Annotated in this window: 21 protein-coding genes; 4 read left to right on the top strand and 17 right to left on the bottom strand. The window is 63.7% G+C overall.

Features of this window, described 5'->3' with window-relative positions; all coding sequences use genetic code 11:
* Window positions 1–5 precede the first annotated feature (5 nt).
* The 11 genes from deoC to GY769_11240 form a co-directional block, all read right to left on the bottom strand.
* On the bottom strand, window positions 6–737 hold the full coding sequence (deoC, locus tag GY769_11290; GenBank protein ID MCP4202504.1) for a deoxyribose-phosphate aldolase: 732 nt from the start codon (window positions 735–737) through the stop codon (window positions 6–8).
* Window positions 738–877: 140 nt separating this feature from the next.
* Window positions 878–1,426 (bottom strand): ribose 5-phosphate isomerase B, encoded by a 549-nt coding sequence (gene rpiB, locus GY769_11285; GenBank protein MCP4202503.1) that lies wholly within the window; start codon window positions 1,424–1,426, stop codon window positions 878–880.
* Between the two features lie 32 nt (window positions 1,427–1,458).
* A complete protein-coding gene (locus GY769_11280) occupies window positions 1,459–3,480 on the bottom strand; it encodes a SpoIID/LytB domain-containing protein (protein ID MCP4202502.1) in 2,022 nt (673 codons plus the stop codon).
* A 173-nt stretch (window positions 3,481–3,653) separates the two neighbouring features.
* Window positions 3,654–4,583 (bottom strand): hypothetical protein, encoded by a 930-nt coding sequence (locus tag GY769_11275; protein ID MCP4202501.1) that lies wholly within the window; start codon window positions 4,581–4,583, stop codon window positions 3,654–3,656.
* Window positions 4,584–4,596: 13 nt separating this feature from the next.
* On the bottom strand, window positions 4,597–5,262 hold the full coding sequence (locus GY769_11270) for an ATP-binding protein (protein ID MCP4202500.1): 666 nt from the start codon (window positions 5,260–5,262) through the stop codon (window positions 4,597–4,599).
* A gap of 195 nt (window positions 5,263–5,457) precedes the next feature.
* The gene (locus GY769_11265; protein ID MCP4202499.1) at window positions 5,458–5,835 is read right to left on the bottom strand and encodes a MerR family transcriptional regulator; all 378 of its coding nucleotides are present in this window, start codon (window positions 5,833–5,835) and stop codon (window positions 5,458–5,460) included.
* A complete protein-coding gene (locus tag GY769_11260) occupies window positions 5,828–6,283 on the bottom strand; it encodes an Hsp20/alpha crystallin family protein (protein ID MCP4202498.1) in 456 nt (151 codons plus the stop codon). Before GY769_11260 ends, GY769_11265 begins: the two co-directional genes overlap by 8 nt.
* A 31-nt stretch (window positions 6,284–6,314) precedes the next feature.
* Complete coding sequence (gene dnaK / locus GY769_11255; protein ID MCP4202497.1) at window positions 6,315–8,228, bottom strand: molecular chaperone DnaK; 1,914 nt, start codon at window positions 8,226–8,228, stop codon at window positions 6,315–6,317.
* Between the two features lie 142 nt (window positions 8,229–8,370).
* Complete coding sequence (locus GY769_11250; GenBank protein ID MCP4202496.1) at window positions 8,371–9,693, bottom strand: DUF4388 domain-containing protein; 1,323 nt, start codon at window positions 9,691–9,693, stop codon at window positions 8,371–8,373.
* A gap of 5 nt (window positions 9,694–9,698) precedes the next feature.
* On the bottom strand, window positions 9,699–11,468 hold the full coding sequence (locus tag GY769_11245) for a tetratricopeptide repeat protein (protein ID MCP4202495.1): 1,770 nt from the start codon (window positions 11,466–11,468) through the stop codon (window positions 9,699–9,701).
* A 3-nt stretch (window positions 11,469–11,471) separates the two neighbouring features.
* A complete protein-coding gene (locus GY769_11240) occupies window positions 11,472–11,888 on the bottom strand; it encodes a DUF1844 domain-containing protein (GenBank protein MCP4202494.1) in 417 nt (138 codons plus the stop codon).
* Window positions 11,889–12,034: 146 nt separating this feature from the next.
* Here GY769_11240 and mazG point away from each other — a divergent pair, with 146 nt between their 5' ends.
* Window positions 12,035–12,802 carry a nucleoside triphosphate pyrophosphohydrolase gene (gene mazG, locus GY769_11235; GenBank protein MCP4202493.1) on the top strand — a complete coding sequence of 256 codons (768 nt, stop codon included), beginning with the start codon at window positions 12,035–12,037 and terminating at the stop codon, window positions 12,800–12,802.
* 6 nt (window positions 12,803–12,808) lie between these two features.
* On the opposite strand, the gene GY769_11230 is transcribed toward mazG, so the two are convergent.
* Together GY769_11230 and GY769_11225 are read right to left on the bottom strand one after the other, a co-directional pair.
* Window positions 12,809–14,011, bottom strand: coding sequence for a PDZ domain-containing protein (locus tag GY769_11230; protein MCP4202492.1), 1,203 nt, complete (start codon window positions 14,009–14,011; stop codon window positions 12,809–12,811).
* The gene (locus tag GY769_11225) at window positions 14,011–15,159 is read right to left on the bottom strand and encodes a M23 family metallopeptidase (GenBank protein MCP4202491.1); all 1,149 of its coding nucleotides are present in this window, start codon (window positions 15,157–15,159) and stop codon (window positions 14,011–14,013) included. The genes GY769_11230 and GY769_11225 overlap by 1 nt, the downstream gene beginning before the upstream one ends.
* Before the next feature lie 127 nt (window positions 15,160–15,286).
* Here GY769_11225 and GY769_11220 point away from each other — a divergent pair, with 127 nt between their 5' ends.
* On the top strand, window positions 15,287–16,819 hold the full coding sequence (locus GY769_11220; GenBank protein ID MCP4202490.1) for an ABC transporter substrate-binding protein: 1,533 nt from the start codon (window positions 15,287–15,289) through the stop codon (window positions 16,817–16,819).
* Between the two features lie 9 nt (window positions 16,820–16,828).
* Here the strand turns inward: GY769_11220 and GY769_11215 are convergent, their stop codons facing one another.
* The 4 genes from GY769_11215 to GY769_11200 form a co-directional block, all read right to left on the bottom strand.
* On the bottom strand, window positions 16,829–17,164 hold the full coding sequence (locus GY769_11215) for an STAS domain-containing protein (GenBank protein MCP4202489.1): 336 nt from the start codon (window positions 17,162–17,164) through the stop codon (window positions 16,829–16,831).
* Entirely contained in the window at window positions 17,161–17,607 is a 447-nt protein-coding gene (locus GY769_11210) for an ATP-binding protein (protein MCP4202488.1), read from the bottom strand. Before GY769_11210 ends, GY769_11215 begins: the two co-directional genes overlap by 4 nt.
* A 26-nt stretch (window positions 17,608–17,633) precedes the next feature.
* Entirely contained in the window at window positions 17,634–18,359 is a 726-nt protein-coding gene (locus GY769_11205) for a CPBP family intramembrane metalloprotease (GenBank protein ID MCP4202487.1), read from the bottom strand.
* A gap of 217 nt (window positions 18,360–18,576) precedes the next feature.
* Complete coding sequence (locus GY769_11200; protein ID MCP4202486.1) at window positions 18,577–18,813, bottom strand: hypothetical protein; 237 nt, start codon at window positions 18,811–18,813, stop codon at window positions 18,577–18,579.
* 41 nt (window positions 18,814–18,854) lie between these two features.
* Between GY769_11200 and GY769_11195 the strand changes: the two genes are divergently transcribed.
* Together GY769_11195 and glpX are read left to right on the top strand one after the other, a co-directional pair.
* Window positions 18,855–20,183: an acyl-CoA dehydrogenase gene (locus GY769_11195; GenBank protein MCP4202485.1), complete on the top strand. Its 1,329-nt coding sequence runs from the start codon at window positions 18,855–18,857 to the stop codon at window positions 20,181–20,183.
* Entirely contained in the window at window positions 20,183–21,169 is a 987-nt protein-coding gene (glpX, locus tag GY769_11190) for a class II fructose-bisphosphatase (GenBank protein ID MCP4202484.1), read from the top strand. Before GY769_11195 ends, glpX begins: the two co-directional genes overlap by 1 nt.
* The last annotated feature ends 77 nt before the right edge of the window (window positions 21,170–21,246 follow it).

Raw genomic sequence — 21,246 nt, 5'->3', positions numbered from 1 at the left:
TCAGATCAATACTTCCCACTGTCTCCTCCTTCGCGGCCGCCGACGATCGCGATTCCGGCCGATGCCCCGATGCGAGTTGCACCGGCGGCAATCATCTCGCGGGCGTCCTTGGCGGTCTTGACCCCACCCGATGCCTTGACGCCCATCTTGGGACCAACCGCCTCTCGCATGAGCGCCACGTCGAATACCGTAGCACCGCCGTGACCGAATCCGGTCGATGTCTTGACGTAGTCCGCCTTGGCGGCCTTCGCCAGCTTGCTCGCCGCGATCTTCTCCTCATCGGTCAAGAGTCCGGTCTCGAGGATCACCTTGCAGATGGCGCCGACCTCGCGACAGGAGTCGACAACCTTGGCGATGTCCTTCTCTACGAGCTCGTAGTCACCGGCCTTGAGCGCGCCGATGTTGAGCACCATGTCGATCTCGCGAGCGCCATCTCTCAGCGCTCTGCGGGCCTCGAGCGCCTTGATCTCCGCGGCGTTGGCGCCGAGCGGAAACCCGACCACCGAAGCCACGCGCACCTTGGTACCGCGCAGGTTTGAGGCCGACCTCTTCACCCAGACCGGGTTCACGCAAACCGCCGCAAACTCGAAATCGCGAGCTTCCTGGCAGAGACGATCGATCTCCTCAGGCGTCACTTCGGGCCCGAGCTTGGTGTGATCAATGAACCGAGCCAGGTCGCTCGGCACGTCGGCACCGTTGCCGTTATACGCGACACGCGCCGCACCTTCGTCGACCATCGCTCGCACCTTGTCGGAGCAGTTGGCCGCACAGCTGCCGCAACAATCCGTGCACTCACCATCGGATTGGGCATTGAGCTCTCCGACCACTCGCTGGGTGATCGCTTCGATCAAATCTTCTCGAGTTCCCACAGTAAACCTCAGGACTTTGTGTATGTTCTTCCAATCTCGTCGATCATGGTCGCCCTGCGCGCGTGGCGGCCGCCTCCCCAGGGCGTCGCGATCCACACGTCCACAATCTGACGTGCCAGATCCTCTCCCACCAAACCGGCACCCAGGGTCAGCACATTCGCGTGGTTGTGCTCCCTGCTGTTTCGCGCCGAGGAGATGTCGTAGCAAAGAGCGGCCCGAATGCCGGGCACTTTGTTAGCTGCCATGCTCGACCCTATCCCAGCACCATCGACGATGATTCCAAGGCTGCATTCTCCCACGGAAACGCGACGTGCCACGGCATGGGCGAAATCCGGATAGTCCACGGATTCCGGCCCGGTCGTGCCGCAATCGACCACTTGGAAACCCTGGTCGCCGAGATGGGAGATCAACTTCTGCTTGAGCCCGTATCCACCATGATCGGCGCCGATGGCGATGGATTTGGGCGGCGCCGAACGCGCGGTCTGGTCCGTATCTGCTGCAACGGCCTCCCCGACCGCCCGGCGCACCAGCTCGCGAATCTCGATCTCACCAGCCATAACCAACCCTCTTTACCACAGCAATCGGCAGTTCAGCGCCCCAGAGCTAGGTCGGCCTGAATCGGCTCACCCAGTTTCACGATCTCAATGCCACGATAGTAGTGGTTGAGGATCTCTCGATAGTCGTGTCCCCGCATCGCCATGCCGTAGGAGCCCACCTGGCAGAGGCCGACGCCGTGACCCCAGCCCCGGCCCGAGAACAGCCAGCCACCCTCACGCCCCGGCGGATCCAGACGCCGGGCCGTGAACAGCGTGTCCGGTAGGTCGAAGGTCCATCGAATAGGCAGCCCTCGCACCGTTACCGTTTGATCGCCGGATCCCCTGATCTCGACCTGGCTCACCCGACCCGATACGCCGCGCCCCTGCACTTCGAAACCGCGAAACTCGATACCCGGATAGCGCTCGGCCACCAGCCGCACAAGCTCCGAGTCCGCTCGGAAACGCGTCCAGGTGCTCATGTTGCTGGTCCGGTCGAACGCAACACCATCGGGATCGACCCGGTGGCGCAGGGCAAGCACGCGGCCGTCATGGAGATAGACCGTCACACGGTCTCCCGGCAGAAGCGCCAGCGGCGCGGCTTCTTCGCGTCGCCCCTGCTGCCGGAAGGTCTCGGGATCTTCCACAAACTCGAGCCTATGGACTTCCGGTCCCTGACGCACGATCAGCTGGCTCTCGCGCCGGTCCAGATAGCGCACCTCGCGCACCTCCAGAAGACGCAGAAAGACCGCGAGATGATAGAGAGTATGTTCGGTCACCTCCGGCGACAGCGGCTCGTCGAGCGGAGCCGAGAGCAGGCCGACCTGGGCGAGGTAGGCCGCCAGCTGGAGGTCTTCCGGCTGCCAATCCGAAGGTGGCTGCTCGAGCAGATAGGGCACGTCCTCGGGCGCGACGAACAACCGGGCATCGAGAGCCAGACCCAACTGGGACGCCAAGAAACGCTGGACTTCCCGTCGGTCCAGAGACGCGAGGGTGTCATCGGGCGTCGACAGGCCGGCCAGCCGCGCCAGGGCGTGCACGCGCGACGCGAAATCCACCGCGGCCACCGGCGAAGAACCCGGTGGCGCCAGCCGTCGCGCGAGCGTCGCGGACAATGACAGGCTTCTATCCCCGGCGCTTCCGAGGCGATCGACGCCGGCCTCGAGACAAGGTACGCCGCGCAGATAATTGTCCGACTTGAGCGGAAACACGACCTCGACGTTCTCCGTGTGGCCTCCACACGTCGAGCTATAGAGGGCGTCGGCGTAGTGGTCGCCGTGGAGAAGGACTTCCGCGCTGGTCTCGATCACCGCCCGATCGGAGAGCGGATCCTCGGAGGTCATGCCTCCGTAGACCTGGCATCTCGGTGTCGCACAAATGTCGTAGCCTTCCTCCGCAAACTCGCCCATGTTCCTCAGGGTGTAGGTGCGGGCGGCCACGGCCTGCGCCTTCAAGGCGTCGAGGTTGTCGAAGATCTTGGGCCCCATCTCGCGCGGCACTACGCCGCGCAGGTAGTCGTCAAGGCTGACCTCGTTGACCAGATTGAGTGTTCCACGATCGTTGACGTACACCAGTAGATCGCCGCGATAGGTGCGCTCCGCCATTGCGATTCCGCGGCCCGACATCGACCGCACGCGCAGCCACCGGGCCGGAACGACCCAGGCACGATCTCCCCGTTGCACCTTGAGCCCCGGGTTGACTAGCGCTTCCTGCTCGCTCGCCACCCAGACGTCGTGAAAGTTGTTCTGATTGAACCGCAACCTCGCGGTCTCGGCGGTTTCGCGATCGCCGTACTTTCCCGCGCGTATCCGGTAAAGGCCGGTACCGGCGTCGAATACGACGCTGCTCGGTTCCTTCATCGTGGCCTCGACCGTCCGGGCCAGCTGCAAGGCTTGCTCCTCATCGCGCAAGGCCGCGATCTGCAGCCGAAACAGACCTGCCCCGCGATGCTTGACCGCGGGTCGTACCACAATGGTCTCGGCCGCCACCAGGGTCCGTGCACCAACAATCGCGATGATGTCGGCTCCACAGCACGGAAGCTCGATCGATTCCTGGTCGGTGAGCAGCCCAACGCGCACAACACGCGGAATCGTGGGGAGCGTTCGAGCCGCTGGGGCCGAGCGCGACGGCGTAGTCGCCTCCTCGGACCCGATCGCGGCCGGGAGCGAAGGCTCGACGGGAAGGAGCGCGCGCGCACAGGCAAGCACGACGACACCGGCCAGGAGCTGCAACGATCTCCGTGAGACTCGCATCACGCCGCCACCCCGTGCTCACCCGTGACCAGAGCGACACACGTCGCCGACCAGGCCACCGTCAGCATGCCGCTCACCAGCCACTGCGCCAGAGAGACGAGCGCCTGCGCCGTGAGGTACGCGCCCATCTGGTCTCTCAGGCCGAACTCGAGCACCATCGACACCGGCATGAACACGATCGCCATGACGATCGAAGCCACAAACAGGAGCAAGAACAGCAACGCCACGGCCGGGAGCCGCCGGCCCGCGGTCGCCAGAGCCGTCTTGGCCGCCGCAAGGACGCCTCGCGTGCCCGAGGCAAGCTCGGCCAGCGCCAGCTGCATCCAAACCGACAGGAACACCATGACCAGCGCCAGCAGGAGCAACGCCAGGCATCCAATGCCGATCTGAACCGCTTCGTGCCCCTGACCGAGCAGCACGACGAAACCCGCGAAGACGAGCGCGGTCGCCGTCAACGCCGCCAGCCCAATGATCAGAAACAAGTTCACCAGCCAGAAGATCGGCCAGGTCAACCTCTCCGCCGATTCAAAGAGGGCAGTGTGCGAGAACGCGCGATAGCTCTGCCAGCGGGCACTCCCCGACCGAGTCTGGCGTTCTCCGACCGCGAGGACCCCGAAGATGCCGCCCTGGAAATAGCAGTAGACGACGAAAGCGATCGTCCAGATCAGGGTCGTCGCCAGGAACGCGACAATCAGTGGCACGCCGGCCTCGAGCAGGCGCTCGAGAAGCTCGGTTCCTCCCCCCGAGTCGAAACGTTCCAGCGCGCCCCGCAGGAAGGTAAAGCCCAGCGCGAACACGATCGGCACGAGACCCAGGATCGAAACGACCGTCACTACCAGGGTCTGCAGGAACTGCACGACAACCAGTTGCCAGTTGGCTCGCAGATTCAGCAAGCCATGCTGAATCGAATCGACCGCCGACAGCGACATCTAACGGCTCGGCTCAGAAGGCATGCTGGTGCCTCTTGACTTGATGGCGAAAGTCGACGGCATCGATAGAGATCGGTCTCGCCATTTCATAGAGCCGGCTGACCAGCCGAGTCGGAACCCTCCAGGATAAGGGGTCGTCCGGGGGCGCCGAACGCTCCCGATCGAGCGGCGCGTCCGCACCGGGAGCCTCCAGTCGCAGATTGGTCGTGAAGATCGTGGGCAGACGCCGGCTGTACCGCGTATTGATGACCAGGTAGAGGATCTCGGAAACCCACGCCGACGGCTTCTGAGCGCCCAACTCGTCCAGCACCAAAAGCTCGGCCTCGGTGGCACGTCGCAAGATAGCGTTCTTGGAATCGACGGTACCCGGCTCGAACGTGGCCTGGATCCGATGAATCAGCGAGGTGAAGTCCTCGAAACGGCCGCGCACGCGATAACGGGTGATGAGCTCCTTGAGAACCGAGACCGCGAGATGGGTCTTGCCGACGCCGGGCGGCCCGACGAACAGCAACCCGGCCTCGGCGAATCGACCGTTCTCGGTGACAAAATTGTCGATGTAGCGAGAACAGAGCTCGCGCGCTTCCAGAAGTCGGTTTTGCTCGTCGATCTTGAAGTTGGCCAAGGTACACGCGAGATAGCGATCCGGAATCCCCGCCGATGCCAACAAACGGGGGGCCAAGGCGTCCTTCTGGCACTCGCACGGCGCTGCAGCGCCGGCGCCTCCGTCGTTCCGCACGATCCATCCCCTTCCTCCGCATTCGGTGCAGGTCTCCGTGCGGACCCCTCCAGTCGGCATAGAGGGCATCGTAGCACGCCCGCCGACCCGCTCAGGAGGCTCTGAGGACCCGCACCGACGATCGTTTCTGTCCGGCGTTCAAGTCCTCGAGGGCGGGCCGCCGCCGTACTTCTCGAGCGCGTAGCGGCGCTCTACCCCAAGGCGTTTCGCCGCCATTTCGCGCTTCAGCGTCTCCAACAGCTCGTCCATTTCCGACTTCATCGACTCCAGCTGCTCGCGCATGTTGAGCACCACTTCGACGCCGGCGAGATTGACTCCCAGGTCCCGCGTCAAGGTCAGAATCGTCCGCAGGCGCTCCAGCGTCTCCTCGTCATACAGTCGAGTATTGCCGGCACTACGACGCGGCTGGATGAGCCCTTCCCGCTCGTAGAGGCGCAACGTCTGCGGGTGAATCTCGAAGCGCTCGGCAACCGCGGAGATCATCAGGTAGCGTCTGCGCGTCGACTGCCTAGGCATCGCCGTCCTCCCAATCGACAGCAATCTCTCGCCGAACTACCCCCGATGTCTTCTTTGTGACTCGAACCGAGAGCACTCCCTGTTCGAGCCGCGCTTCGATATCGTCCTCGTCCGCGTCGGCGCCAAGAGCCAGAACCCTGTGGAACGGACCGTAGCGGCCCTCCATGCGCTGAAAGCTCCCCGACGCGACGGGCGCCCGGCGCAAGCCCAGCAGCTCGAGCTTGTCGCCGACGATCCGGAGCTCGATGTCCTCACGAAGAACGCCGGGGAGCTCGGCGGTGACTTCATAGGCGTCGACCGTTTCGAGGACGTCCGCGGTCGGTAGCCAGGCACCCGGGGTGTCGGCACTCGCGGCGTCGATTCGCCCCGGGACGAGCTCTTGGTCGAGCAGCGACCCGAGCTGGCGCCGAAGCAGACGCAACCGATCGAGATGAGGCTTGGAGCTCACGCCTGGTGTCCTTGACCGCCCGTGGTGGAGGTCAGCTGGCCTGGTCGTCGACGTCCACGTACTCGGCGTCCACCACTTCATCCTCCGAATGTCCCGGCGACTGCTCGGTGCCTTTTCCGTCGCCGTCTGCCGAGCCCGGCTGTTCGGCCTCCTTCTGCTTGTACATCGCCTCGGCCACCTTGTGGGAGGCCTGGGTCAGCGCCTGGTTCGCTTGCTCGAGGTCGGCAAGACTGTCCGCCTCGAGCGCCTTCTTCGCGGTCTCGAGTGCCGACTCGAGCTCGCCCTTGTCCTCGGCGCTCAGGCTTTCCTTGTGCTCCTCGTAGATCTTCTCTGTGCTGTAGACGAGCTGGTCGAGCTGGTTGTGTGCCTCGACCTTCTTGCGCCGGTCCTTGTCCTCTTCGGCGTGCACCTCGGCATCGCCGACCATCTGCTCGATTTCTTCTTCCTTGAGGCCACTCGAGCCCGTGATCGTGATCTTCTGCTCTTTACCGGTACCCAGATCCTTGGCGGACACATTGAGAATCCCGTTGGCGTCGATGTCGAACGTCACCTCGACCTGGGGTACACCGCGCGGTGCCGGTGGGATGCCGACCAGGTGAAAGCGCCCGAGAGTTCGGTTGTTCTTCGACATCTCGCGCTCGCCCTGAAGCACGTTGACCTCGACCGAGGTCTGATTCTCGGCCGCGGTCGAAAACACTTCGCTCTTCTTGGTGGGGATCGTCGTGTTGCGATCGATCAGCTTGGTGAAAACGCCGCCCAGGGTCTCGATCCCCAGCGAAAGAGGCGTCACGTCCAGCAGCAGCATGTCCTTGACGTCGCCGCGCAGCACGCCACCTTGAATCGCGGCACCGATCGCGACTACCTCGTCGGGGTTGACGCCCCGATGCGGCTCCTTGCCGAAGACTTCGGCCACTAGCTTTTGGATGGCGGGCATGCGAGTCTGTCCGCCGACGAGCACTACCTCTTCGATGGCGCCGGCGTCGACTCCGGCGTCCTTGAGCGCCTGTTTGCAGGGCGCGATCGAGCGCTTGATGATGTCCTCCACCAGCTGCTCGAACTTGGATCGCTTCAGCTTGAGATTGAGGTGCTTGGGCCCGGAGGCGTCCGCGGTGATGAACGGCAAGTTGATCTCGGTCTCCTGAGCGCTCGAAAGCTCGATCTTCGCTTTCTCTGCGGCCTCCTTCAGGCGCTGAACCGCCATCGGATCCTGGGCCAGGTCGATGCCCTGGTCGCGCTTGAACTCCTCCAATAGCCAATCGATGACTTTCTGGTCGATGTTGTCGCCACCCAGGTGGGTGTCGCCATTGGTCGCCTTCACCTCCACGACGCCGTCGCCCACTTCCAGAATGGAAATATCGAAAGTACCGCCTCCGAAATCGTAGACCGCTATGATCTCGTCCTTCTTCTTGTCGAGGCCGTAGGCGAGCGCCGCGGCGGTCGGCTCGTTGACCAATCGCTCGACCTGAAGACCGGCAATCTTGCCGGCGTCTTTCGTAGCCTGCCGCTGGGCGTCGTTGAAGTAGGCCGGCACCGTGATCACGGCTTTCTCGACTTTTTCGCCCAAGTAGTCTTCGGCCGCCTGGCGGAGCTTCTGCAATGTCATCGCCGAAATCTCCTCGGGCGAGTACCTCTTGTCGTCAATGACGACTCGCAGGCCACCCTCGGCCTGGGTCACCTCGAACGGGACCATCTTCAGCTCCTCGCTGATCTCGTCGAACCGGCGACCCATGAAGCGCTTGATCGAATAGACCGTCTTCTTGGGGTTGGTCACCGCCTGTCGCTTGGCCACCTGGCCGACCAACCGCTCGCCGCTGTCGGTAAAGGCCACGACCGAAGGCGTGGTGCGGTTACCCTCGGAGTTCGGAATCACCTTCGTTTCCGAGCCCTCCATTACGGCCACGACCGAGTTCGTAGTTCCTAGGTCAATCCCGATAATCTTGCTCAACTTTCCTTACCTCCTGGTGAAACGCGCCGCGGCGTGAGTCGCCGCGCCGGTTCACTGTTCAACGTGCAAATCTTAGTCGCGGCCAGTCAGGGCCCGCGCTCTATAAATCTAACAGATCTGCGCTTAGATTCTATTCCCGATCTCAGTCCAGAAGCACGAGAGGAGGCTCGGAGGCGGTTTCCGCCACCAGGAACTGGGGATCGAGCAAGAAATTGTCGGCGATGGCGCCCGACCAGCCACCGTCGACCCCGTCGTCGCTCAAGACCTTCTGAACAACGTAGCTCGCTGGCCCCGCCGAGAAGACGAAGCGCCGGCCTTTCGGGTCGGATACCGCCTCGGGCGAGAGCAGGCGATCGGCGACCAGCAGGGAAAGATCTTCCGGGTAGCGGCCTTCCAGAAGAAAGAACGAGGTTGCCGCGCGCTCGATCTTGTGGACCGAGAGGCGCTCGCGTTCGCCGTCGAACGCCTCGCGCAGCCCGCCCTGCCAAGGAAACGGAAGCAGCAGCCGTCCCGGGAAGGTCACCAGCACCCAGAGCGCGGCTACGAACAGAGCAAGCCCCATGAGCCGAGGCGGCCAGGACGAAACCTCGGTGCTCTTGCGGGCCGGCGCCGCAACCGGGGCCTCGGCGACGGGCTCCGGCGGGAACTCCACCTTAGAGTCGAGTTCGAGTTCCACGGGATTCAAGGGGTCGGCCAGAATCGCGTCGAGGCCGAGATCGGCGACAGGTTCGCGGAGCGACGGATCGCCGGAAGCTTGAATCAAGCCGCACTGCAACCAGTGGGACGCCAGCGCGCGCGCGGTATGGATCGGAATCTCTACCTCTTCGGCGATCCGAGCCACGGTGCGCTGCCCGTCGAGGCCTCGATAGAGCGTTTCCGCCTCCGGCCGCTCTTCCTCGAGGACCTCATTGGGAAGCGCGCCGTCGGACCCTGTTCCGAGCACCGACTCGTAGACCTGCTCCGGCAGGACGACATGACCTCCGAACGGTCCCGCGGTCTCGAGATCGTCGGTCGCGCGAACCAACAGCTCGTCGATCCCAAGCGGGATGATTCCGGTTTCGTAAGCGACGTCGTCGCCCTGGTAGAAGCGGTACTCACCGTGCTTCCAGGTCAGCGCCTGGCGGCTGAGCCGGTAGGTCAGACGCCGCAAAGCGCCGAGAAGCTGCTCCCGAGTCAGATACGAGCGCTCGAGCAACAGCTCGGTCACTCGCCCGCCACCGGCCTGGTATTCGGCGACCAACCCAGCGAAATCCTCGCCGTCGATCAAGCTCTCTCTGATCAACACCTCACCAAGCCCGTCTTCGAGCGACTGGTTGAGTGCGTCCGCGGAAACCACGGTCCCCTCCAGAAGCGAGAACGCGATGATCTCGTCCTCGCCCTGGACCGTGAGAATTCCCGTAGCCCGTTCTCGCTGCAGCTTGCGCAGCGCGTTGACCAAGGCCTTGTTTTCGAGGGTTCCTTCCATTGCTCTCAACCGCTTCTCGAGCGGCCCCTCCGCAGAATCCGCAAACCGCGAACCAGCAAGTAAACCAGCAGGCCGACGAGCGGCAGGAATCCGAGCCCGACCGGCGGCGGAATCAGAGCCCATGGGACCCCATAGGTGACCCGGGCCCAGAAGGGGATTCCCACGAGAAGGAGGGGTACCAGCAACGCAACAAAAGCGCTGCGCCAGCGGTCCTCCTCGGCCTCCGTGAAGCCCGGCAGCAGGACTCGCCGAAGCGTCTCGAAGGGCTCTGCCAGCCAGCCGCGTTCGATTCGCCGCGACCGATTCCCCACCTTGGTCGAGATGAAGTAGAGCAGAATCGCCGGAAACACGAAGATCAGTGCCAGCGGCAAGGACATCGTTCTGCGCCAGAGGGCGAAGAGGTCCGAGTTCGCCTCTCGGTCGCGCCACTGCGCGGCTAACTCTGCGCGGATCTCGGCCTGCCGATTGAAGCCACCGCCGGCCATCACGATTTCGCTACGGTCCGCGGTTCGGATCCAGGCACTCACCCCGACCGCATCGAGGGCACTGGCCCTGCGCAGTGCCTCTTCCGACTCGTCGAACCGGTATTCCTCCGAAAGCGAGCGGCTGAGATTGAAGTACGCCTCGGCGAGTGTCGCATCGAAGCTCGTCGCCTGCTCCAAGAAACGGATCGCCTGCTCGAGATTACCTTCGTAGAAGTAGCAGGTGCCGAGATCGCTGGCGGCAGCGGCATTTCCGGGCTCGGCTGCGAGCACCTCCCGGTAGAGATTCCGCGCCAGCTCCCATTGGTGAATGCTCAGGTGGAGGTCGGCCAGAAAGTGGCGCAGGGCGACACTGTCGGGCAATTGCTCGGACAGTGGGCCGAGATCGTGAAAGAGTGACCCGACAAGACGCCCCTGCGCAGCGCTTTGCATCGCCCGAACCGGAGCGATCGTATCGAGGTTCATCCTGCGGATCTGCTCGCTGACCAGAAGCGGAGCGAGACCGAGCACGATCCAGGCGGCTATCATCGCGAGCTTCTCCCAACGATTGCCGTAGCCCCAAGCGAGCACCGACCAGTACAGCGCTAGCCACAGGAGCCCCGCGGGCAGCAACACCGGCCACAGCAAGAGGGTGATGGTCAGCGCGTAGGAGACTAGCGGTGGCACCGAACGCTCGAAGAAGCGAACCAGGTCGCGAAACAGGAGGACCCCGCGTGTCGTCCACTGGATGGAGACCAGCCCCGCAACGAGCAACGTGACGATCGCCAGGCACCAGAGCAGCACATCTCCGAGCAGGACATACCGGTACAGGGGGTCGAAGAGCGAGAGCCAGTAGCCACGAAAGGTCGACATCAGGGCGCCAAGACGCTCGCCGCGAAGTCCTCGAACCGTCGCACGAGCGAAGGCGGTCTCCGCCCGGTCCGGATCCAGGAGCTCGGCGGCGGCGAGGCTCAGCTCGGCGCCGTCCAAGTCGCCTTCCCGGGCGAAGCGCTCCGCCCGCGCCGCTGCCGCGATGGAAAGCTCGGGTAGACGCGGCAGGCCCAGGTTCTTCGCGCTCGAAACCAAATTGTCGGCCTGGCGCACTGCGCGCGCCGCGTCTCCCGCCTGGACCGAAGTCAGCCATTCTATCCAGGACTCTTGTAGGGAGTTGAGCTTTTGCCGAACATCATCACGCAGCGGAAAGCTCTCCCTCTCCTGAGCGGGCAAGGTCCCGGACGCGGCCGTCAGCAGGACCGTCGAGAGAATCACCGCTCGCAGGGCGCGAGGGAACCCCCGGCTGGGATCGCCGACCACGTTCTATCCCGCCTTCTCCACGTACCGCATCCGCATCTGGTAGAGCAGGCTCTCGAGCAGCTGCGCTTCCTCAGAGCTGATGTTGCCCTTGGTCTTGGTCTGGACGAGCTCGAGGAGGTCGATGTGAAACCTGGCGAGCGGAAGATTCTCCTCCGCCTCGGCGCCCGGCATGCTGGCGTCCCCCAAAAACATCGCAATCGGCTGAGCCAGAAGCCCGACCAGGTCGGTGAAGGTCGGCGACGGCAGCTCCCCACCCGGAGCCGGCCTTCCCTTTGGTGCCGAGCGCTTCGAAGGTTCGGGCGAGGCCGCCTCGGCCGTCAACGGCCGTGTGGTCTCTTGGTCGGGACCGTCGCCGGACACGTCCTCACCGGCTCCTCTATTCCGGCGGTCTTCGCGAAGCTCGCCTTCGGCGGTGAACATGCGTTTGTCGGTTACCTTGATTTTGTCGTCCACGGATCGGGCTCCTCTCCGGGGCAATCGTAGCAAGCGGCTGATTTCATCAACAAGCCGTGCGGAATCTCTCACTTCTCGGCGACGGCCGCGCCCACTCGTCGTAGACTTCCCCGATGGACGACCGGTTGGCAAGGCTCGAGCGTCTCGTCGACACACTTCGCGCTCCCGACGGCTGCCCGTGGGACAGAGAGCAGTCCCTTCCAGACCTGCGCGCCTATCTGCTGGAAGAGGCGCACGAGCTCGCCGCGGCCATCGACGAGGGCGATCCCGACGCGATCCGCGAGGAGATGGGAGACCTCTTGTTCCAGATCGTGTTCATCTCGCGGGTGCTCGAGCAGCCAGCCGACAACCAGGCGATGACCGCTGTTGTCGAGTCCATTCACCAGAAGATGGTCGACCGCCACCCGCACGTTTTCGGAGATGACAGCGCCGAGGACAGTGAAGCCGTTCGCCGAGCCTGGGAAGAGCGCAAGTCGGAACAGAAGAGCGGTTCGGTGCTTTCGGGAGTTCCCTCGACACTCCCCGCTCTGCTCGCAGCGTATCGCATCTCTCAAAAAGCGGCCGGAGTGGGGTTTGACTGGCCCGAGATCTCGGGAGTCCTGGGCAAGGTTGAAGAGGAGCTCGGCGAAGTGGTGTCGGCTCTTGCCGACAACTCCGGTAAAGAGGCCCTCGAGGAAGAAGTCGGTGACCTCCTCTTCGTCACCGCGAACCTGGCGCGCAAACTGGGGTTCGATCCCGAATCTTCACTTCAGCGCGCCAACAGGAAGTTCAGGCGCAGATTCGCAGCCATGGAGGCTCGCCTCGGAGATGACGAGCGACTCTCGGAACAATCGCTCGAAAATCTGGAAAGGCTGTGGCAAGAGGCCAAGCGCGATGGCTAGCGGCCGCTAGGCTGCCTCTTTCTCGGCCTGCTCCTCACCTCTCGCGATATCGATAGCTCGCTCGATTACCAGATCGTCGAATGACCGGTCCGTATCGCTCAGGCGCAGCGAGGATCCCGTGACCCGATAATCTGGAGACAGACCGGCATCTAACACCGTTCCGTCCGGCGCCACGTAGAAGGCGTCCGTGTAGTACAGCTCGGCGCCGTCGGACAGCGTTCTCGAAGTGGTTCGACCGGCGTGGCCGAACGTCCCGCCACCGACCGTAGCGGCCTCGGCGAGTTGCCTGAGGACAACCGCGAAGACCTCACTTGCCCCCTGCGAGCCTCGATCCGTCAAGAGCACCAAACGGCCGCTCCAAATGCTCTCCCTGGCCGAAGCATAGGTCTCGACCACCTCCGAGCGCCCACGAAGCTCTCCGAGCTCGCCATCCACGAACAGGTCTGCGGCCGCCAGCGCCGTACCGAAGTCGCCACCCGCGACGCTGCGCAGGTCGAGGATGACGCGCCCGCTGCTGGCGACAACTTCTGGAGACTCGAGCAGGCTTTCGAGCTGCTCTACCAATCCCGGTTCGAAGTGCGTGATCCGGAGCAATGCCACTCCCTCGCGTATCTCGACGGTAGGTCCCTCGGGCTCGAACTCGCCGAGTTTGAGCTCGAACTCCATGGGCTGGCCCTGCCGCAAGACATCGATCGCCAGCTCCGTGCCAGGTTCTCCGGCGAAGATCACCTGTGCCTCCCAGAGCGGGGTCAGGCGAGTCGAGCGGCCATTCAACTTCGACAAGATGTCGCCGCTCCTCAAACCCGCCTCAGCACCCGGGCTTCCGGGTGCAACGCCCACGACAAAGAGAATGCCCCGCTCGCGGACGAGCTGGAGACCGCTGCGCCGAATCCCGTGCGCCAGTGCTTCCCGGTAGGTCGCTACCGAATCCTCGGGCACGTACGTGGCCATTGGACCCAACGCGTCGGCCGCTCCATCGAAGGCGCCGGCAAACAGGGCGTCCAGTCCCGTTTCCTCGACGTAACGCTTCCGAATATGCTCGAGAACCTCGGTAAGAACGGTGAACTCGCGATAGAACGAGTCTTCTTTGTCCTCGCCGCTGGCGATCGCCCGGGTCAGGCTACCGGTGGCAACGGGAGCCAAGAGCACGACCGTGACCAGCACGAAGAGCGCACGGCTACCCGTGAGCCGGCCGCGACTTTCAGGCACTAGCGCAGCCACTCCATGGGATCTTCAGGTCGGTTCTCGACTCGTATCTCGAAGTACAACGGCGAGCCGGTTCGGCCCAAAACCTGGCTCAAAGCTACCACATCGTCTTTTCTCACGTTGAGCTCCTCGAGACCTGCGTAAAGGGAAAACACACTATCCGGATGGTGTACGACCGCGGTCAACCCGAAGCCCTCAAAGGGAGCGGCAAAAATTACCACACCGGGGAACACAGGGGTCACCAACCCGCCTTCGGAGGGTGTAATCTGGACACCGTTGTGCGGTACTCGCGTGCCATAGCGCGCCTCATATCGAGGACCGAACGGGATCGAGATCTCGCCGATCATTGGCCAATCCAGAGCTCCCCGAAAATCATGAATCGGTCTTGCCGAGGGAGACGGAGCGCTCCGATCAGCGAACACGGCGATCAAGAGCGCGAGCTTGCGCTCCTTGTCGTCCAGCGTATCGGCCTCGCGCTCGACCCGGGCTCGCTCGCGCTCCAGGGCCTCGGCGACCAGGGACTGCCTGCGCCTCGCGGCTTCCAACTCCGCGAGCCGGTCACGCTCCCGAGCAACCGAGCCCACCACTTCGCGCTCGCGCTCCGCCAGACGCTCACGCTCGACTTCCAGCTCGGCCCGCTTTTCGAGATAGAACGGAACCAGTCGGGCGTCGCGCCGCGCCAGAAACCGTAGCGTCCGAACGTAGAGAAAAAAGTCGCTCGGAGCCCGCACCGTAATGAACCCGCGCAGCCAGTCGGCCGGCGCCGCTTTGTACAGATCGAGGATGCGCCTGGCCAGCCGGGCCTTGATCTCGGCGAACTCCCTCCCTAGCGCCTCGAGCCTAGCTTGCGATGACCGGAGGGCGTCTTCGGCCAGGCTTCTCTCAGCGGTGGCCTCAGCCACCATCTGCTGCTGGAGCTGGAGATCCAGCCGCAAGCGCTCGAGCTCCGCTTCGACGCTGGTGCCCACGGCGTCAAGCGCGGCCAACTCGTCGCGAAGCTCTCGGACCCGCTCGCGAATCTCGTCCAACGCGCGCTCTCGCGAAACCCCGCCTTCGGACTGCGCCGCGGCCGTTCCGATCGAGGCCCAGCCAATCGCCAGGGCGGCCAGAGCGGCCGTCAGGAGTGCCGCCTGTCTCCGTCGATCGACCATCTTCGACATGCTACGATCTCGCCGCGCTGCTCAACGCGGATCCGTCCCACGCCGGATCGCGCCACGGCCTGCTGCCAACGTCATCTTGCCGCGAAATCGCTCGCATCCAATCGCGCTCGTAGCCTCGTTGCTCCCGGTCATCACGGGTTGCGGCGGCGGCGAAGTGACGAGTGAGCTCAGCGAGCTCGTCATCGCGCTCGAGAATGCCCCGATCCATCTCGATCCCCGGCTCGGCAGCGACCAGGCCTCCGGACGGGCATACGAGCTCATGCTCAACGGGCTTGTGACCAAGGACGTCAACGGCAACTTCATTCCCGAGTTGGCCGAGTCATGGGAAATTCTCGACCAAGGGACACGATATCGCTTTCACCTCAGGCCGGGCGTGCGCTTTCACGACGGCCGAGAACTTTCCTCGAACGACGTCGCCTGGACCTTCAACTCGATGGTCGAAGGTATCGTCGTGTCGCCCAAGCGTGGCAGCTTCCCGCAGCTGGAGCGGGTCGAGACCATAGACGACTTGACGGTCGATTTCCTGCTCTCGGAACCATGGGGAGCGCTGTTGGGCAACGTCACCTGCTTCGTCGGCATCCTGCCCGCGGGCTCCCTCCCCGAAGACGTGAACCGGAACCCCGTCGGATCCGGACCGTACCGACTGATCGAGCGCTTCCCCGATCGCTTCACGTTCGAGGCCTTCGAGAGCTACTGGGGCTCCCAGCCCAAGATTCGCCGGGTGGTCCTGCGCGAGGTTCCCGACGCGACCGTGCGCGCGTTGGAAATCAAGAAGGGCTCGGTGCATTTGATCATCAACGGGCTTTCGCAGGACGTGGTCGACAGCTTTGTCAACGACCCGGACTACCACGTGCGGATAGATCCCGGCTCGACCTATCAGTATCTGGGGCTCAACCTCGAGGATCCGGTGCTGCGCGATCGGGACGTACGCCAGGCTCTCGCCCGCGCCATCGATCGCGCCAAGATCCTCGAGACTCTATACCGCGGTCTCGGTGTCTTGACCGAAACCGCCATCCGCCCCGGGCACTGGGCCCACAACGAGAACCTGCCCGTGATCCCCTACGACCCGGCAGAGGCCTCCCGGCTCCTGGATCGGGCGGGTTTCCCGGATCCCGATGGCATCGGGCCCAGGAGTCGTTTCGCTCTGACCTACAAGACCTCGACGGAGGAGACCGCCGTTCTGCAAGCTCAGATCATTCAATCGATGCTGGCCCAGGTCGGAATCGAGGTGCGGATCCGGTCGTTCGAATTCGCCACCTTCTACAACGACGTCAAGCAAGGCAATTTTCAGATGTTCAGTCTTGCCTGGACCGGCATTTCCGATCCCGACATTTACAGCCTGATCTTGCACTCGGCGCGGATCCCTCCCGCGGGCGCCAACCGCGGGCGCTACCGCAGCCGTGAATTCGACCGATTGGTCGAATTGGGAGCCGGCTTCGCGGAACCGGAGGTTCGCCGGCCGCACTATCTGAAGGCCCAGGAGATCCTGCTCGAGGACCTCCCCTACATCAGCCTCCTGTTGAAGGCCAACGTCGCGATCATGCCTTGCTCGCTCGAGGGCTACCGCAACTACCCGAGCGGTGAGCTCTACGGCGTGCCCGACTTGAGCTGGGGCGCAGGCCCCGAGGGATGCGCCCTCGAGGACGACTGACTCAAGCGCCTAGAACGACGCGACGGCCTCGTCTTCGTTGTCGAAGACGTTGAAGACGGTGATCAACTGGGTGATCTGCAGAATGTCGGCGACCTTGGGCGGCAGATTGAGCAACGCCAAGCCACCGCCTCGATTGGTCACGGTCGTGTAGGCCGACACCATCTCACCGATTCCCGAAGAATCGATCGTCGAAACACTGTTCAGGTCCAGCAAAATGTTCGATGAGCCCGCCTCGAGCGCCTCGATCACCGCATCGCGGAGCGCGATGTCGCCAGTGCCGATGGTGATCTTGCCCTTGGGCTCCAGAATCGTCACTCCACCGTTGTGACGAACGCTTACTTTCATACTTCCTCCTCGTCAGTCGAACCGGCAGCACCGCGAACCTGCTTGCGCAGCGTCACCTCGGTTCCGCCATTCAAACCAAAAGTGTAGTCGATCTCGTCCATAAATTCCTTCATAAAAAGGATACCGCGGCCACCGGGCCGAAGCAGGTTGACCGGCGCACGCGGGTCCGAGACTCCGTCCGGATCGAATCCGTCGCCCTCGTCGCGCACCTTGATCACCAACTCGCCAGGCAGGAGATCCAGGGCCACCTGCACCTTCTTCTCGGGTGCCGAGCGATTACCGTGCTCGATGGCGTTGGCAACGGCCTCTCGAACCGCCATGCCGACTTCGTAGGAAACCCGGCCTTCGACATCTAGGTGGACCATGGTCTCCTCGAGGACCATCTGAACCAACTCCAGGTTCTCGACTCTGCTCTGAATGGAAAGCTCGACTTGCAGTGCCATGTGCAGAGGATCAGTCTAGCAGCCCGTCAAACCGGTCCGCCGTTCGCTCCCTGCAGGAGCTCCAGCGCCTTGGGAATCACCACCGTGAGCTGAAGCGCGTCGAACACGGCGTGCGCCACCACCGCAGACCAAACGTTCTGACGCCAGCGCACCAGAGCCGCGAACGCCAGCGAGAGCAGCGTCACTCCTACCAGCATGAGCGGCTGGCCGTAGCCGACGTGGGCCATCACGAACAAAACGGTCGAAAAAGCGACGCCGGCCCGAGGCTGGAGCAGGCCGCGGAAGAAGGCCTCCTCGACCAGCCCCGCCGAAGCGCTGAGCGCCAGTCTCAGACCGATTGGCAGCGCGGCGATCCAGGGCACCAGTGCCGGCGGCTCCCGAGGCAGGACGTCCTCACCGCCCAGAACCCAGATCAGTGCTCCCAGAGTGATCAGAACGAGCAGCACCATGACCCAGGCGCCGACCCCGGCGGCCAGGCCGATCCCCAGATCCTTCCAGATCGCCGGAGAGCTGAGCCCGAGCTGCCGACCGAAACCAGAGCGCTTCGATCTCGGCCCGCCCGCATAGCCGAGTAGGTACCACCCGCCAAGCGTCAGCACGAAGATCGCGTGCAGCAAGAAGAGCTGGGCTCGGTTGAGAGTGGACAAATCGGGCTCGGGCCCGCCGAGCGAGGTCAACGGCAGGAAGATTCCAATCCAGAAGACGATGCCGAGAAGCGCGGTGGCGGCGAGCCGGCGCGGTGTCCAGCCCAACAGGACTCCGGCCGGCTGACTCGCGCGATCTGGAGCCCCGAAAGCGGGGGGAGACAGCCCGGAACGAGCCGTTCGCCGGTCGAAATAAACGGCCGCGACAACGGCCAGACCGAAAGGGACGATCGCCCCGACGAGACCCGACAGGCTAACGACCCCCTCTCAAGGCAGTTCCGGGACGAGCGAGGCGATGCAGCTTCAGGCCCAAGCGGCTTTCCAGCTATTTCCTCCGCTTACGCCGAAACGCCTGCAACATCGACTTCGCGCTCGTGAGCCTCTGCAGCTTTCTATTGCGCAACTGGAGCGCCTTGACGTCGGTCTGGTCGGGCTGTGACCCCCGGACCTCGCGCAGCCTGCGGTCCATCTCGAAGCCGATCCTGTCCAGATCCGGAGAGCTCATTCGAGCGAAGGTGCGCTCGTTGACCAGGATGTATCCATCGCCGACGTCTCGGACCATCGCCCAAGCGCTGCCTCCTGGAAACGATCCCATAGCCGCGAATGATACCGCAGTTACGTGCTATCCTCGCCGCTGGGCGTCGTGTCCGAACCGTCGGGCGACAATCACGACAGGACCACCGGACAAGCCCCTCGTCCGGCCATGGAGGTTCTATATTGAGCCGCTTTCAAGGCGTTGATTATCTGGATTTCGATTCTCTGCTGTCCGAAGAAGAGCGTCTGACTCGTGAGTCGGTCCGCTCTTTTGTCGACGACCGCGTGATACCGATCATTGAGGAATGCCATCGCGAGGCTCGCTTCCCGATCGAGCTCTTGCCCGAGATCGCCGAATTGGGCCTGCTCGGTGCGACCATTTCGGAGTATGACCTCCCGGGCCTCAACAACGTTGCCTACGGGCTCATCATGCAAGAGCTCGAGCGTGGCGATTCCGGGCTGCGCAGCTTCGTCTCGGTCCAGGGTGCCCTGTGCATGTACCCCATCTACACGTTCGGATCCAAGGAGCAGCGTGATCGCTGGATCCCGAAGATGGCCTCGGGCGAGGCCATCGGCTGCTTCGGGCTGACCGAGCCGGACTTCGGTTCCAACCCGGGCGGAATGCGGACCACCGCCCAGAAGGCGAGCAACGAGTGGGTGCTGAACGGCGCCAAGCAGTGGATAACCAACGGATCCATAGCCGACGTCGCGATTGTCTGGGCCAAGACCGACGACGGCATTCGCGGTTTCCTGGTCGAAAAAGGCACTCCTGGATTCACCGCCACAGACCAGCACGGCAAGTTCTCGCTCCGAGCTTCGGTCACTTCCGAGCTGGGGTTTCAGGATTGCCGGATCCCGGTCGATAACATCCTGCCCAAGACCGAGGGCCTCAAGAACGCGCTCATGTGCCTCAACGAGGCCCGCCACGGCATTGCCTGGGGCGCCCTCGGTGCGGCCATGGACTGCTACAGCACCGCCCTTGAGTATGCGAAGGAGCGAAAGCAGTTCGGCGGGCAGCCGATCGCTTGCCATCAGCTGGTTCAGGAAAAGCTGGTCTGGATGCTGAGCGAGATCACCAAGGGGCAGCATCTCGTGCTTCAGCTCGGCCGGATGAAAGACAGCGGCCGACTCAAGCACCGGCATGTCTCGCTGGGTAAACGCAACAACGTGTGGGTCGCCCGTGAGTGCGCGAAGCTGGCGCGAGAGATCCTCGGAGCCAACGGAATCGTCGACGACTACCCGGTCATCCGGCACATGCTCAATATCGAGTCGGTATACACCTACGAAGGCACTCACGACATTCACGGCCTGGTCATCGGCCAAGCGATCACCGGCATTCCAGCCTTCAACCCGCCGGAGGCGCCCGAGCTTCGCCCCGCTTCCGTGGCCGCCGAATGATGAGTAACAACCGATCCCTCGAGCAGGGCTTCATTCGAGTCTGTGAGGCCGCCGCGGTAGCGGCGGCCCACACCGTGGGCTACGGCGACAGCAAGCGCTCCGATCAGGTCGCCGTCGAGGCCATGCGCCACGAGCTCGGTCAGCTCCCGATGCGCGGCCGCATCGTCATCGGCGAAGGCGAGCGCGACAAGGCGCCCATGCTTTACATCGGCGAGGAGCTGGGGGGCTTCGTAGGTCAGGATGACGGGCTCGAGATCGACATCGCCGTCGACCCGCTCGAAGGCACCAATCTCTGCGCTACCGGCGTGGACGGCGCCATCGCCGTCCTGGCCGCTTCCGAGAAGGGCGGGCTGCTGCATGCGCCGGACATCTACATGGAGAAGATCGTGGTCGGTCCGACCGCCCGCAAGGCGGCCATCCACCTCGACGCTCCGGTGGCCGAGAATTTGCGCAATATCTCGGAGGCCTTCCGACGAGAGGTCTCGGACCTCACCATCGTGGTTCTCGAACGGGAGCGTCACGAAGAACTGATTCGAGACATTCGCGATGCCGGTGCGCGGATTCTGCTCATCCAGGACGGCGACCTATCGGCCGGCATCGCGGCGGCGATCCGCGGCACCGGCGTGCATGCGGTCATGGGTACAGGCGGCGCGCCCGAGGGAGTGATCACCGCGGCCGCGATGCGCTGCCTCGGAGGCGAGATACACGCCCGCCTCACGCCACTCAACGACGAACAGAAGCAGCGCCTCGTCGACCTGGAAATCGATAACGTGAACCGCCTCTACCGTCGCCGAGATCTGGCTCCCGGCAACCAGCTTCTGTTCTGCTGCACCGGCGTAACCGACGGGCAGCTGCTCAAGGGAGTACGCTTCTTCGGAGGTGGCCACCGTTCGTCAACACTTTTCATGTCACTCAATCGCAAGATCATCCGCTTCGTCGATTCGATCAGCCGCGACGGCACGGACACCCCCGTACTGTTCAAGTAGCGACTTCGGTCGGGCTGCGCCCCGATGTGATCGGCGCCACGCCGCGCGCGCAACCAACCCGCCTATAATCACCTCGA

It is taken from the genome of bacterium (assembly GCA_024224155.1).
Taxonomy (GTDB): Bacteria; Acidobacteriota; Thermoanaerobaculia; order Multivoradales; family JAHEKO01; genus CALZIK01.
This window is presented reverse-complemented; position numbering and strand designations above follow the sequence as displayed.